Source organism: Corynebacterium sp. 21KM1197, assembly GCF_033783015.1.
Taxonomy (GTDB): domain Bacteria; phylum Actinomycetota; class Actinomycetes; order Mycobacteriales; family Mycobacteriaceae; genus Corynebacterium.
Genome location: NZ_CP123907.1, coordinates 1,887,137 through 1,901,241, shown reverse-complemented (window position 1 = coordinate 1,901,241; position 14,105 = coordinate 1,887,137). Strand labels below are relative to the sequence as shown.

Genomic DNA, 14,105 nt, shown 5'->3' with positions numbered 1-14,105 from the left:
GGGTGTATTCCGGGGTGTTTTTAACCGCGGATGTCCTCGTACAGCACGGTGGACACGTAGCGCTCACCGAAGTCCGCCACGACGGTAACGATGGTCTTGCCCTTGTTCTCCGGGCGGGAGGCCAGTTCCACGGCCGCCTTGATGTTCGCTCCGGTGGAAATACCGCCCAGGATTCCCTCCTCCACGCCGAGCTTGCGGGACCACTCGATGGCCTCCTCGTTGTTCACGGTGAGCACATCGTCAAGCACCTTGCGGTCCAGGACCTCGGGGATGAAGTTCGCGCCGATACCCTGGATCTTGTGGGAGCCCGCCTTGCCCTCGGTGAGCAGGGGGGAGGCGGCGGGTTCCACGGCGTACACCTGGGCCTCGGGGTTGCGCTCCTTGAGCACCTGGCCCACGCCGGTCACGGTGCCGCCGGTGCCAAAGCCGGCCACGAAGATGTCCACCTTGCCCTCGGTGTCCGCCCAGATCTCCTCGGCGGTGGTGGCGCGGTGAACGGCGGGGTTGGCGGGGTTGGCAAACTGGCGGGCCAGGATCGCGCCCTCGCGCTCGGCCACGATCTCATTGGCCTTGTCCACGGCTCCCTGCATACCGGCGGAGCCGGGGGTGAGCACGATCTCCGCGCCGTAGGCGCGCAGCATCACGCGGCGCTCGGCGGACATGGTCTCCGGCATGGTCAGCACCACGTTGTAGCCCTTGGCCGCGCCCACCAGGGCCAGCGCGATACCTGTATTGCCGGAGGTGGCCTCCACGATGGTGCCGCCGGGCTTGAGTTCACCGGCGGCCTCGGCGGCGTCGATAATCGCCTTGCCAATGCGATCCTTCACGCTATTGGCGGGGTTGAAGGATTCCACCTTCACCAGAATCTCGGCGTCTAGGTCCTTGGTCAGGCTATGCAGGCGCACCAGGGGGGTGTGGCCGATGGTCTCGGTGATGTTCTCATAGATGCGGGCCATGATGTGCTCCTTTATGGATATAAATCGGGGTATTTTCGCAGGCGAGCCGGGTGGCCCACCAGCGAGACCCACTGTACACCATTCCTATAGACAGACCTGTTCGCTAAGAGTGAACGGACATGTTCCTTATGCTGCATGTGCGGCCGAGAGGGCGCTTCTCCCCGCGATCGGGGGCAATACTTTGGCGGCCTCGCGCGGGTTCCACGGTGGCTCGGGCAGTTCCCTTTGCCCCCATTAGGGGGTTAGAATTGACAGATGATGTCCATTGCCCAACTCTCCGCGCGGCGGCTTGACGGGCCCTCGCACGGGGCGTTCTAGGAGGAACTTGCCATGGATGCTCAGCGGATTCGGGATGACGAGGACGCCATCCGCGCTGCTTTGACCTCGCTGAAAACCGCCACCGGCATTCCGGTGACCCTTTTTGCCAGCATGACTACCGGGCGCAGGCTTCAGATCACGCACTGGGTGGGCTTGCGCACCCCGGCCCTGCACAACCTCGTGATCGAACCCGGCGTGGGGGTGGGTGGCCGCGTGGTCACCACTCGGCGTCCCGTGGGGGTGAGCGATTACACCCGGGCCAGCCTGATCTCGCACGAGAACGATAAGGCCATCCAGGACGAGGGCCTGTATTCCCTGGTGGCGGTGCCGGTGATCGTTCACCGCGAGATCCGCGGCGTGCTGTACGTGGGCGTGCACAGCCCGGTGCGCCTGGGGGACAAGGTGATCGAGGAGGTCACCATGACGGCCCGCACCCTGGAGCAAGACTTTGCCGTCAATGAGGCCATGCGCACCGCCGCCTTTGCCAAGGCGGGTTCGATGAAGATGGGGCGTGGGGGAAATGCCGCCGAGTGGGAGCAGTTGCGCTCCACGCACTCGCGCCTGCGCATGCTGGCGAATCGCATCGCGGAGGATGACGTGCGCCGGGAACTGGAGCTGGTGTGCGATGAGATGATTAGCCCCGCCCCGGTCAAGCAGTCCACCAAACTTTCCGCCAGGGAACTAGACGTGCTCTCCTGCGTGGCGCTGGGGCACACCAACGTGGAGGCGGCCGAGGAGATGGGGATCGGCCCGGAGACCGTTAAGAGCTACCTGCGCTCCGTCATGCGCAAACTTGGCGCGCACACCCGCTACGAGGCGGTCAATGCGGCGCGGCGCATCGGGGCGCTGCCCTGACCTGCCTCGCGGGGGCGTCGATAAGCGGCGCGGTAGCCGGGCGCTGTGCTTCCCGCTAGGGTCAGAAGGCGTGAAAGATCGTTTTGTGGTGACAGGCGGCGCCCGCCTCGAAGGGGCCGTGAAGGTAAGCGGCGCGAAGAACAGCGTGCTCAAACTCATGGCTGCGGCCTTGCTGGCGGAGGGGACCACCACGCTGCGCAATTGCCCGGAGATCCTGGACGTTCCGCTCATGCAGAAAGTGCTGGAGGGGCTGGGGTGCTACGTCACTATCGACGGCCCCCTGGTGCGCATCACCACTCCCTCCCTGCCCGCGAGCGACGCCGACTTCGACGCCGTGCGGCAGTTCCGCGCCTCCGTCTGCGTGCTCGGGCCGCTGACCGCCCGCTGCGGCCGCGCCGTGGTGGCCCTGCCCGGCGGCGACGCGATCGGCTCCCGGCCTCTCGACATGCACCAATCCGGTCTGGAACGCCTGGGCGCGCGCACCAGGATCCAACACGGTGCCGTGGTGGCGGAGGCCGACGCCCTCGTGGGCGCCCCCATCACCCTCGACTTCCCCTCCGTGGGGGCCACCGAGAACATCCTCACCGCCGCCGTGCTGGCGCAGGGTCGCACCGTGCTGGACAACGCCGCGCGCGAGCCGGAGATCATTGATCTCTGCGACATGCTCACCTCGATGGGAGCGCAGATTCAGGGGGCGGGCACCTCCACTATCACCATCGACGGCGTGGAGCGCCTGTACCCCACGGATCACGAGGTGATCGGGGATCGCATCGTGGCCGGAACCTGGGCCTATGCCGCCGCCATGACCCAGGGAGACATCACCGTGGGCGGGATCGCTCCGCGTCACCTGCACCTGCCCCTGGAAAAACTCAAGATGGCCGGTGCGGAGATCGAAACCTATGAGACGGGCTTCCGTGTGCGCATGCCGCGCCGCCCCTCTGCCGTGGATTATCAAACCCTGCCCTTCCCCGGGTTCCCCACTGACCTGCAACCGATGGCCATCGGTATCTCCGCCGTGGCGCAGGGTACCTCCGTGATCACGGAGAATGTCTTTGAATCCCGGTTCCGCTTTGTCGATGAAATGCTGCGCCTGGGCGCGGACGCCACCGTGGACGGGCATCACGTGGTGGTGCGCGGCATGGAGCGCCTTTCCTCCACGGAGGTGTGGTCCTCCGATATTCGCGCCGGTGCTGGTTTGGTGCTGGCCGCACTTGTCTCCGATGGGGAGACGGTGGTGCACGACGTCCACCACATCGACCGCGGCTACCCGCGCTTCGTGGAGAACCTCTGCTCCCTTGGCGCAAGGGTGGAGCGAGTAACCGCTTAAAAACACCCTCTGACCTGGTTGTTTGTGTGTTGTGGGGTGGGTGTGTAGATTTATCGGAGTCGCCGCGACACCCCCGGGGAAGCATTCACTAGAGAATCTACCCCGTAGGTTATATGGGTTTGTGGCGTGTGTTGTGTGAGAACTCGATAGCGTACCAATGCACAATTACTGAGACAGGACTGTGTGGTTTTGTTTCGGTAGATAGTGTTGTGTTCATCAAGGAACACCCCCCTATTTTTCGCACCCATGTGTTGGGTGTGGGGTGTGTGCCAGTCATGGTCGGCAGGCCATGGGAATATAATCATGTGATGATATTGCTACCACGTCCTTGTGTGGTGTGGTGGTTGGCTGATGAATAGTTTTTGAATCTTTTGTCAGTTTATTTGTTTTGCTAGGTTTGGGCTTTTCACGAGCCTTTTTTGTGGAGAGTTTGATCCTGGCTCAGGACGAACGCTGGCGGCGTGCTTAACACATGCAAGTCGAACGGAAAGGCCCCTTCGGGGGTACTCGAGTGGCGAACGGGTGAGTAACACGTGGGTGATCTGCCCTCAACTTCGGGATAAGCTTGGGAAACTGGGTCTAATACCGGATAGGACCCCTCTTTAGTGTGAGGGGTGGAAAGTTTTTTCGGTTGGGGATGAGCTCGCGGCCTATCAGCTTGTTGGTGGGGTAATGGCCTACCAAGGCGTCGACGGGTAGCCGGCCTGAGAGGGTGTACGGCCACATTGGGACTGAGATACGGCCCAGACTCCTACGGGAGGCAGCAGTGGGGAATATTGCACAATGGGCGCAAGCCTGATGCAGCGACGCCGCGTGGGGGATGAAGGCCTTCGGGTTGTAAACTCCTTTCGCTACCGACGAAGCCCTTTGGGGTGACGGTAGGTGGAGAAGAAGCACCGGCTAACTACGTGCCAGCAGCCGCGGTAATACGTAGGGTGCGAGCGTTGTCCGGATTTACTGGGCGTAAAGAGCTCGTAGGTGGTTTGTCGCGTCGTCTGTGAAATTCCGGGGCTTAACTCCGGGCGTGCAGGCGATACGGGCATAACTTGAGTGCTGTAGGGGTAACTGGAATTCCTGGTGTAGCGGTGGAATGCGCAGATATCAGGAGGAACACCGATGGCGAAGGCAGGTTACTGGGCAGTTACTGACGCTGAGGAGCGAAAGCATGGGTAGCGAACAGGATTAGATACCCTGGTAGTCCATGCTGTAAACGGTGGGCGCTAGGTGTGAGCCTCTTCCACGGGGTTTGTGCCGTAGCTAACGCATTAAGCGCCCCGCCTGGGGAGTACGGCCGCAAGGCTAAAACTCAAAGGAATTGACGGGGGCCCGCACAAGCGGCGGAGCATGTGGATTAATTCGATGCAACGCGAAGAACCTTACCTGGGCTTGACATACACCGGACCGGCGCAGAGATGCGTTTTCCCTTTGTGGCTGGTGTACAGGTGGTGCATGGTTGTCGTCAGCTCGTGTCGTGAGATGTTGGGTTAAGTCCCGCAACGAGCGCAACCCTTGTCTTATGTTGCCAGCACGTGGTGGTGGGGACTCATGAGAGACTGCCGGGGTTAACTCGGAGGAAGGTGGGGATGACGTCAAATCATCATGCCCCTTATGTCCAGGGCTTCACACATGCTACAATGGTCGGTACAGTAGGTTGCGATACCGTGAGGTGGAGCTAATCCTTGTAAAGTCGGCCTTAGTTCGGATTGGGGTCTGCAACTCGACCCCATGAAGTCGGAGTCGCTAGTAATCGCAGATCAGCAACGCTGCGGTGAATACGTTCCCGGGCCTTGTACACACCGCCCGTCACGTCATGAAAGTTGGTAACACCCGAAAACCATGGCCTAACCCTTATGGGAGGGAGTGGTTGAAGGTGGGATTGGCGATTGGGACGAAGTCGTAACAAGGTAGCCGTACCGGAAGGTGCGGCTGGATCACCTCCTTTCTATGGAGTTTTTGTTTTTGGAATCTGGGTGGAGGCACGCCTTTTTTTGTTGTGGGTGGGTGTGGTGGACATGGTTGTTTGGTTGTGTGTTGGTGCGTTGTTGGGTGTCTGGCGCAGCATGTTTGTTGTGTCTTGTGCCCCACTAGCCGGATGGTAGGCCTGTGTGTTTGCTGTTGTGGTGGTGGGGGTGTGTTGTGTGAGAACTGTATAGTGGACGTGAGCATCTTTATTTTTCTGTGTGTTGTGTTTTTGTTGCTTGTAAGGGCGCATGGTGGATGCCTTGGCATGCTGAGCCGATGAAGGACGTGGAAGGCCGCGATAGGCCTCGGGGAGTTGTCAATCGAGCGTTGATCCGAGGGTGTCCGAATGGGGAAACCTGGCCAGTGTCATTGCTGGTTACCCACTGCTGAATGTATAGGTGGTGTGGGGGTTTACGCGGGGAAGTGAAACATCTCAGTACCCGTAGGAGAAGAAAACAATTGTGATTCCGCTAGTAGTGGCGAGCGAACGTGGATTTTTGGCTAAACCTGGTGCGTGTGATACCTGGCAGGGGTTGCGTGTTAGGGGTTGTGGGATGCATGCGTGTCGTATCTGCCTAGTGCGACGCAGAACATCATTGATTAGCGGAAGTGGTTTGGAATGGCCTGCCGGAGTGGGTGAGAGTCCCGTACGTGAAGGTTGGTGGTGTTGTGTGGTGTGTGTTCCCGAGTAGCAGCGGGCTCGTGGAATCTGCTGTGAATCTGCCGGGACCACCCGGTAAGCCTGAATACTCAGTGTGACCGATAGCGGATAGTACCGTGAGGGAATGGTGAAAAGTACCCCGGGAGGGGAGTGAAATAGTGCCTGAAACCGTGTGTCTACAATCCGTCAGAGCCTTTTTGTGGGGTGATGGCGTGCCTTTTGAAGAATGAGCCTGCGAGTCAGCGGCATGTCGCGAGGTTAACCCGTGTGGGGTAGTCGTAGCGAAAGCGAATCCTAATGGGGTGTTGTTAGTGGCATGTTCTGGACCCGAAGCGGGGTGATCTACCCATGGCCAGTGTGAAGCAGCTGTAAGAGGTTGTGGAGGCGCGAACCCACGTAGGTTGAAAACTGCGGGGATGAGCTGTGGGTAGGGGTGAAAGGCTAATCAAACTCCGTGATAGCTGGTTCTCCCCGAAATGCATTTAGGTGCAGCGTCACATAAGCTTGCTGGAGGTAGAGCTACTGGTTGGTTGAGCGGGACTATCATCTTAGCAATGTCAGCCAAACTCCGAATGCTGGTTTAAGTGTTGTGTGGCAGTGAGACTGTGGGGGATAAGCTCCATTGGTCGAGAGGGAAACAGCCCAGATCGTCGGCTAAGGCCCCTAAGGGTGTGCTAAGTGGAAAAGGATGTGGGATCGCGAAGACAGCCAGGAGGTTGGCTTAGAAGCAGCCATCCTTGAAAGAGTGCGTAATAGCTCACTGGTCGAGTGGTTCTGCGCCGACAATGTAGTGGGGCTTAAGTACACCGCCGAAGCCGCGGCAAACATTTTTGTTTGGGTAGGGGAGCGTCGTGCATGTGTGGAAGCATGGGGGTGACCCTGTGTGGAGTGTGTGCGAGTGAGAATGCAGGCATGAGTAACGTTTGGCAAGTGAGAATCTTGTCCGCCGTATAACTAAGGGTTCCTGGGTCAAGTTCGTCTTCCCAGGGTGAGTCGGGGCCTAAGGCGAGGCCGACAGGCGTAGTCGATGGATAACCGGTTGATATTCCGGTACCCGTGTGTGTGCGAAAAGTGGTGAATCGGTGATACTAACCGCCCACCGGCATGCTGTTAATCTCTTTGAGGTTGTGGTGTTGTTGGTGCGTGGGGCCTGAGCTGGTAGTAGCCAAGTGATGGGGTGACGCAGGGAGGTAGCTGGGCCACTTATTGGATTGTGGTGTAAGCGTGTGGCACAGGGTATTGGTAAATCCGTATCTGTTTGTGTGAGGCGTGATGCGTAGCCCTTTTTTGGGTGATGTTGGTGATCCTGTACTGTCGAGAAAAGCCTCTAGCGAGTGCATGTGCGGCCCGTACCCTAAACCGACACTGGTGGTTTGGTAGAGTATACTAAGGCGTTCGGGTGAACTGTGGTTAAGGAATTCGGCAAATTGTCCCCGTAACTTCGGGAGAAGGGGACCCCTACGTGTTGCATCATCTTTGCGGTGGTGTGGTGTGTGGGGGCGCAGAGGATAGAGGGAAGCGACTGTTTATTAAAAACACAGGTCCGTGCGAAGACGTGAAGTTGATGTATACGGACTGACGCCTGCCCGGTGCTGGAAGGTTAAGAGGACCTGTTAGAGCTTTTGTGTTCGAAGCGGAGAATTTAAGCCCCAGTAAACGGCGGTGGTAACTATAACCATCCTAAGGTAGCGAAATTCCTTGTCGGGTAAGTTCCGACCTGCACGAATGGCGTAACGACTTCCCTGCTGTCTCAACCACAGGCCCGGTGAAATTGCAGTACGAGTAAAGATGCTCGTTACGCGCGGCAGGACGAAAAGACCCCGGGACCTTCACTATAGCTTGGTATTGTTGTTTGGTTCGGTTTGTGTAGGATAGGTGGGAGACTGTGAGGCATTCACGCTAGTGGGTGTGGAGTCGTTGGTGAAATACCACTCTGGTCGGATTGAGCATCTTAACCTTGGCCCATGATCTGGGTTGGGGACAGTGCCTGGTGGGTAGTTTAACTGGGGCGGTTGCCTCCTAAATGGTAACGGAGGCGCCCAAAGGTTCCCTCAGCTTGGTTGGTAATCAGGTGTTGAGTGTAAGTGTATAAGGGAGCTTGACTGTGAGAGTGACGGCTCGAGCAGGGACGAAAGTCGGGACTAGTGATCCGGCACCTACTTGTGGTTGTGGTGTCGCTCAACGGATAAAAGGTACCCCGGGGATAACAGGCTGATCTTCCCCAAGAGTCCATATCGACGGGATGGTTTGGCACCTCGATGTCGGCTCGTCGCATCCTGGGGCTGGAGTAGGTCCCAAGGGTTGGGCTGTTCGCCCATTAAAGCGGCACGCGAGCTGGGTTTAGAACGTCGTGAGACAGTTCGGTCTCTATCCGCCGCGCGCGTGGAAACTTGAAGAAGGCTGACCCTAGTACGAGAGGACCGGGTTGGACGTACCTCTGGTGTGCCAGTTATTCTGCCAAGGGTAGGGCTGGTTGGCTACGTACGGGAGGGATAACCGCTGAAAGCATCTAAGCGGGAAGCCTGTTTTGAGATGAGGTTTCGTGTGAGGTTCCCTGTAGATGATGGGGTTGATAGGCTAGGTCTGTAAGCCATGTGAGTGGTGTGGTGACTGGTACTAATTGGCCGAAGTTTTAACAAAAAACATGCGTTGTGTAACGAGCACACAGTTTGTGTGGTGTTTGCGTCTGCTGTGCAGTGTCTGGCATGACACGCCCCTGTGGGGTGGTTGGTTGTGTTGGTGGTTGATGGTGGTGGGGAAACGCCCGGTCCCTTTTCGAACCCGGTAGCTAAGCCCATTTCATGCTGATGGTACTGCATTCGTTGGGGTGTGGGAGAGTAGGTTGCCGCCAACACTAAAAATTCATAAGTAGGAGGGTGGTGTAAGGAAACCAGGAGATGGTTTCTTTACACCACCCTCTTCTTTGTTGTTGTGGTGGGGGTGGGGGATTTCCCTTGTGTTCTGGGGGTCTGTTGTGTGTTTGTGGGGTGGGTGCGGGACTACAACCAAAACACACCACAAGGTACATTATTGGGGCAGAAAGACCGCAGCGAAGAGAGGTCACGGAAGTGTCTAATAAGAAGCCGCAAGAGCCCTCGCGCCCCAAAGGGGGAAAGACCAATAGCAGCTCGGCGTGGCCGCGTCCCACGGGTGCCAAGGCGGAGCCCATGCCGCCCTCCTCGAAGAAGGAAGATAAGAAGAATGTGTGGCCCCAGGTGCGCCCGGCAGGAGCAACGACGGGTACAACGCAGGAGGGCAAGCAGGAGCGGAAGGGGGGCGTCGATAAGCCAAAGAAGAAACCCGAACCCCCGGCGGGACCAAAGTTTAAGTCCGGGAATAATCCTAGTCTGAACTCGGGTAGTTGGCCCCAGGTGCAGCGGGCGGAGGAGAAAGCGAAGCAACCCGTCACATCGGTGAAAAAGGACGGGAAGGATTCGGATTCTACGTCTGCGTGGCCGAAGGTCCGCAATGCCGCCGAGGATTCGTCGGCTAAGAAGCCGCAGAATACTCCTAAGACTAAGCAAAAGGTCCAGAAGAGTCAGCCTCCGGCGCCGAAGTTTAAGTCCTCGCCGTCCCCCGCGGCCAAACCACCGAAGCCGCAGTCCGCTGCGTCTACTGTGTCTACTCCGCCCACAGCGGAGAAGCCTGCCGCTAAGCCAGCCCCTGCGGTCAATGAGGCCAATACTGCCAAGACAGCCAAGCCGTCGTCCAAGCAAGCCCAAAAGCCAGCGGCTGCGGCGCAGACACCCCAAACACCTTCAAAGCCCCAGAACCAGAAGCCCCAAGCAGCCAAACCTGCCCCCACGGCTCCACAGCGACCGGAGAAAAAGGCGGAGAAGCAGCCCGAAAAGCCACAGCCCCAGCCCACCAAGGCGGAGCCGAAGAAAGAAGCAAAGCAAGAACCGAAGAAGGCCCCCGCCAAGGAGGCCAAGGGCTCGAAGAAGCGGACGCCCCCGGCCACGCCGTCGGTAGCCTCGTGGCTGCAACGTCCGGCCGCTGCGCCGAAGAAGAAGCAGTTCGGGCGCGGTGGCGGTTATGTGGCGCGCGCGGTGGAACTGACCAAGCAGTATGGCGAAGGCGCTACGACCGTGATGGCCCTGGATCAGGTGAGTGTGGGGTTCCGTCGTGGCGAGTTCACGGCGATCATGGGGCCCTCGGGCTCCGGCAAGTCCACCCTCATGCACTGCATGGCGGGCCTGGATTCCGCCACGGGGGGGCAGGCCTTCATCGGGGACACGAACCTTTCGGATCTGGAGGATAAGGAGATGACGGATCTGCGCCGTGATCGCCTGGGCTTCATCTTCCAATCCTTTAACCTGGTGCCCACGCTGACGGCGGCGGAAAATATCACCCTGCCCATTGATATTGCCGGTGGGGAGGTGGATCAGGCGTGGTTCGAGGAGATCACGCAACGCCTGGGACTCACCGAGCGCCTGGGGCACCGCCCCTCGGAGCTATCGGGCGGCCAGCAGCAGCGCGTCGCGTGCGCGCGCGCCCTGGTTTCCCGCCCGGAGATCATCTTTGGCGATGAGCCCACGGGTAATTTGGACTCCAATTCCTCCACGGAGGTGTTGAATATCCTGCGCACCTCGGTGGACAAGGATAACCAGACGGTGGTGATCGTCACGCACGATGCGCGGGCGGCGTCGTACGCGGATCGGGTGATCTTCCTGGCGGACGGGAAGGTCGTCAATGAGTTGAGCGAGCCGACGATGGACGATGTTCTTTCCACGATGGCCGGAATCGAGCGTGGGTAATTAATGGCACTGAAAAATAACACGATGTGGAAGGTGGGCGTGCGCACCGTGGCGGCGCACAAACTCCGCATTGCGCTCACCGTGCTGTCCGTGGTGCTGGGTACCGCCTTCATCGCCGGTGCCTTGATGTTCACCAACACGCTCTCCCAGAGCTATGACGACATGGTGGCCACGGAATACGACGGCGTGGACGTGATGGTCACCGGGGGCGGTGGGCAGCGCGGTATCACCTCCGTCACGCGCAAGGTGATTGCCGAGGACCCCAAGGTCGCCGGGGTCAATGTGCGCGACCGCGATCCGGTGGTGCTGGGCAACGCGGAGGGGGAGTCCCTGAAGTTCCGGGGCAATGCCTCGCTGAGCCCCTGGTACGGCCCGGAGGACACGGTGCGCGCCCCGGAGGAGATCGTGGAGGGCAGCGAGCCCAGCGGGCCGGGTGAGGCGATCCTGAATAAGAAGGCCGCCAAGGAACTAGATATTGAGGTGGGCACCGCGCTGACGGTGGTGGACCCCAAGGGCCGCCACGAGATCACGGTGGTGGGCATCTACGAGAAGTCCCTGGATAGCGCCAGCAGGGCGCTGCTGCGCATGGAGGAGTCCGCCTATCTGGAAAAGTTCACCGAGGGTGGCATGGCCAATGCGTTGTTGGTCAAGGCGGCCGAGGGAGTGAGCGCGGACGAGCTGATGTCCCACATCACCTCCGTGTTTGGTAAGGACGTGTCCGCGGAGACCGGCGCGGAACTGGCGCAGCAGGAAAGCAGCACCATCAAGTCCAGCCTGAGCTTTGTCAATTACTTCCTGGTGGCCTTTGGCCTCATGGCGCTGCTGGTGGGCACCTTCCTCATCGCCAATACCTTCTCCATGATCGTGGCGCAGCGCACCAAGGAGTTTGCCTTGCTGCGCGCCCTGGGCGCCTCCCGCAAGCAGATCACCCGCTCGGTGGTGCTGGAGGCCGCGCTGATCGGCGCGGTGGGCTCCTTCATCGGACTCTTTGTGGGAATGCTCCTGGTGGTGGGCATTAAGGCCATGCTCGCTTCCAGCAGCAGAGTCCTGCCGGATTCCGGCCTGGGGCTGAGCCTGAGCGCGATCCTGGTTCCGCTGCTGGTGGGCGTGGCGGTGACGGTGATCTCCGCCTGGTTGCCCGCGCAGCGCGCCGGCAACGTGCACCCGGTGGAGGCCATGCGCACCACGGAGTCCACGGCCTCCTCCTCCCTGCGCGTGCGCACCCTCGTGGGAGCGGTGCTGGGCAGCGTTGGCTTGTTGCTGACGGCCGTGGGGGCGTTCTCCGAGGCGAGCACGGGCATGCGCGTGCTGCTGGTGGGGATCGGCGCGCTGAGCGTGGTGGTGGGCTACTTCCTGGTGGGCCCGGCACTGGCCTTGCCCACGATCCCGGTACTCGGCCGCTGGGTGGGCAAGCCCTTTGGCATGGTGGGCCGCCTGGCTGCCACGAACTCCGCGCGCAATCCGCGCCGCAGCGCCACCACCGCCTTTGCCCTGACTTTGGGCGTGGCCCTGGTGACCTCCATCGGCATGTTCGGGGCCACGGCGAAGTCCGCCGTCTCGGATTCCTTTGAAGAAAACATGCAGGCGGACTTCCGCCTCATGGGCCCGCCCACGGGTAATTTCCCGGTGCCGCGTGAGGCCGTGGAGGCCGCCAAGAATACCGACGGCGTGGGCAGCTTGGTGGAGACGTACCTTTCGCCGCTGAAGGTGGGCGGCGCATCGGGCGTGCCCTTTGCGGATTACACCCTGGTGCTCTCCGGAAAACTCAATGAGATCACCGGCAACACCGCCATCGAGGGGCACCTGGATCTCAGCGGCGAGGGCTTCGTGGCCTCGGAAAAGCAGGCGGCCGCGATGGGCTGGTCCGTGGGTGACCTGGTGCCCATTACCGCGTCCACCAATGAGAACATGGTGGAGGCCCCGCTGCTGGGCATTTACCCGGAGGACAATAGCTTTGGCTCCGTGGTGATCTCCAAGACCACCGCGGAGCAGGCCGTTCCCTCCGGGGAGATGATGCTGCAAAGCCTGGACGCGGTGAGCGATGGCTTTGTCTCCCACGAGGACCTGCGCGAGAACCTTGAGGAATCCATGAAGGATTACCTGGTGGTGCAGGTGCTCGACGCCGAGGATCTGGCCGGGGAGATTCAAAAGGCCGTCAATCAGGTGCTCAATATCCTCTACGCGCTGCTGGCGCTGGCGGTGATCATCGCGGTGCTGGGCATCGTGAACACGCTTACCCTCAACGTGATCGAGCGCCGCCAGGAGATCGGCATGCTGCGCGCGGTGGGCGTGCACCGCAGGCAGGTGCGCATCATGATCGTGCTGGAGGCGGTGCAGGTGGCCGTCTTTGGCGCGGTGGCCGGTATGCTCATCGGCCTGGGCCTGGGCTGGGCCTTCCTGGCGATCTTGCAGGAGCAGGGCCTGGGTGGGGCGCAGGTGCCGTGGCTGCAACTGCTGCTCATGGTGATAGGTTCCGCCGTGGTGGGCGTGTTCGCCGCGCTCTGGCCCGCCCGCTACGCGGCCAAGACCCCGCCGCTCGACGCCATCGCGGAATGAGGGGGCCGGGTGCGGCTTTAGGCAAGCAGCGCGATGACACCGCACCCGGCGCACAGCGTGGCCCCGAGGTAGAGGGCTGCTTGCCGACGCCGCGGGGAATCCCCGCCCACCAGGGCCCGGCCCACCTCGGCGGCCAGCGTGGACCAGGTGGAGAGCGCCCCGGCCACACCGGTACCCCAGGCGGCGGCCATGAGGCCCCCGTGATGCAGGCTCAGCGCGAGAATGATGCAGGCCAGCACGTTGGCACACCAGGTGCCGCGCCAGCCGCCGGGGTAGCGGCCGAGTAGGTAGCGTCCGGCACCGCCAAAGAATCCGCCCACGCTCACGGCAAGAAATAAGGAGATCACGAGGTTTTCTCCGTATCTGCGGCGGTGCCGGGAGAAAGGGCGTGGCCGAGCAACCAGGCCCCCACGCACCCCAGTACCGTGGCCGCCAGGTACGCGGCGGCGGTGGGAGCGGGGGCCTGCACCATGATCAGGGCAAAGGCGGAGAAGCTGGTGAATCCTCCCAGTACCCCCTTGCCCAGGAAAAGACCGGGATTCAAAAGCCCCATGAGGAAGCAGCCCGCCACGTTGATGAGCAGGAGCACCCACTGGGAGGGGAGATCGTTCATCAGCACGGTGGCGAGCAGGCGCGCTGCGACGCCGAGCGCGGCACCGCTGCCGACGAGGGTGGCGTCGCGAAGCATGCGCGCAATGTTACGCCGCTGCCAT

At 60.8% G+C, this 14,105-nt stretch carries 7 protein-coding genes and 3 rRNA genes; 7 read left to right on the top strand and 3 right to left on the bottom strand.

Annotated elements, in window-relative coordinates; genetic code table 11:
- Positions 1–20: 20 nt before the first annotated feature.
- Entirely contained in the window at positions 21–956 is a 936-nt protein-coding gene (cysK, locus tag OLW90_RS09250; protein WP_319649808.1) for a cysteine synthase A, read from the bottom strand.
- A 330-nt stretch (positions 957–1,286) separates the two neighbouring features.
- Between cysK and ramA the strand changes: the two genes are divergently transcribed.
- The 7 genes from ramA (at position 1,287) to OLW90_RS09215 (ending at position 13,392) form a co-directional block, all read left to right on the top strand.
- Positions 1,287–2,129, top strand: coding sequence for an acetate metabolism transcriptional regulator RamA (gene ramA / locus OLW90_RS09245; RefSeq protein ID WP_319649807.1), 843 nt, complete (start codon positions 1,287–1,289; stop codon positions 2,127–2,129).
- Positions 2,130–2,199: 70 nt separating this feature from the next.
- On the top strand, positions 2,200–3,456 hold the full coding sequence (gene murA / locus OLW90_RS09240; protein ID WP_319649806.1) for a UDP-N-acetylglucosamine 1-carboxyvinyltransferase: 1,257 nt from the start codon (positions 2,200–2,202) through the stop codon (positions 3,454–3,456).
- Positions 3,457–3,874: 418 nt separating this feature from the next.
- Positions 3,875–5,398, top strand: a 16S ribosomal RNA gene (locus tag OLW90_RS09235).
- Between the two features lie 249 nt (positions 5,399–5,647).
- A 23S ribosomal RNA gene (locus OLW90_RS09230) occupies positions 5,648–8,720 on the top strand.
- Between the two features lie 94 nt (positions 8,721–8,814).
- Positions 8,815–8,933, top strand: a 5S ribosomal RNA gene (rrf, locus tag OLW90_RS09225).
- Together the 16S, 23S and 5S rRNA genes form the textbook arrangement of a ribosomal RNA operon.
- A 1,126-nt stretch (positions 8,934–10,059) precedes the next feature.
- Entirely contained in the window at positions 10,060–10,836 is a 777-nt protein-coding gene (locus OLW90_RS09220) for an ABC transporter ATP-binding protein (protein ID WP_319651870.1), read from the top strand.
- A gap of 3 nt (positions 10,837–10,839) precedes the next feature.
- Positions 10,840–13,392, top strand: coding sequence for an ABC transporter permease (locus OLW90_RS09215; protein ID WP_319649805.1), 2,553 nt, complete (start codon positions 10,840–10,842; stop codon positions 13,390–13,392).
- 17 nt (positions 13,393–13,409) lie between these two features.
- Here the strand turns inward: OLW90_RS09215 and OLW90_RS09210 are convergent, their stop codons facing one another.
- Both OLW90_RS09210 and OLW90_RS09205 read right to left on the bottom strand, forming a co-directional pair.
- Positions 13,410–13,739 (bottom strand): CrcB family protein, encoded by a 330-nt coding sequence (locus OLW90_RS09210; protein ID WP_319649804.1) that lies wholly within the window; start codon positions 13,737–13,739, stop codon positions 13,410–13,412.
- Positions 13,736–14,080: a fluoride efflux transporter family protein gene (locus OLW90_RS09205; RefSeq protein ID WP_319649803.1), complete on the bottom strand. Its 345-nt coding sequence runs from the start codon at positions 14,078–14,080 to the stop codon at positions 13,736–13,738. Before OLW90_RS09205 ends, OLW90_RS09210 begins: the two co-directional genes overlap by 4 nt.
- Positions 14,081–14,105: the final 25 nt, after the last annotated feature.

Excerpts from the sequence above, each read along its gene's own strand:
- cysK (WP_319649808.1), bottom strand. The coding sequence starts at position 956 with ATGGCCCGCATCTATGAGAACATCACCGAGACCATCGGCCACACCCCC.
- ramA (WP_319649807.1), top strand. The coding sequence starts at position 1,287 with ATGGATGCTCAGCGGATTCGGGATGACGAGGACGCCATCCGCGCTGCT.
- OLW90_RS09205 (WP_319649803.1), bottom strand. The coding sequence starts at position 14,080 with ATGCTTCGCGACGCCACCCTCGTCGGCAGCGGTGCCGCGCTCGGCGTC.
- OLW90_RS09215 (WP_319649805.1), top strand. The coding sequence starts at position 10,840 with ATGGCACTGAAAAATAACACGATGTGGAAGGTGGGCGTGCGCACCGTG.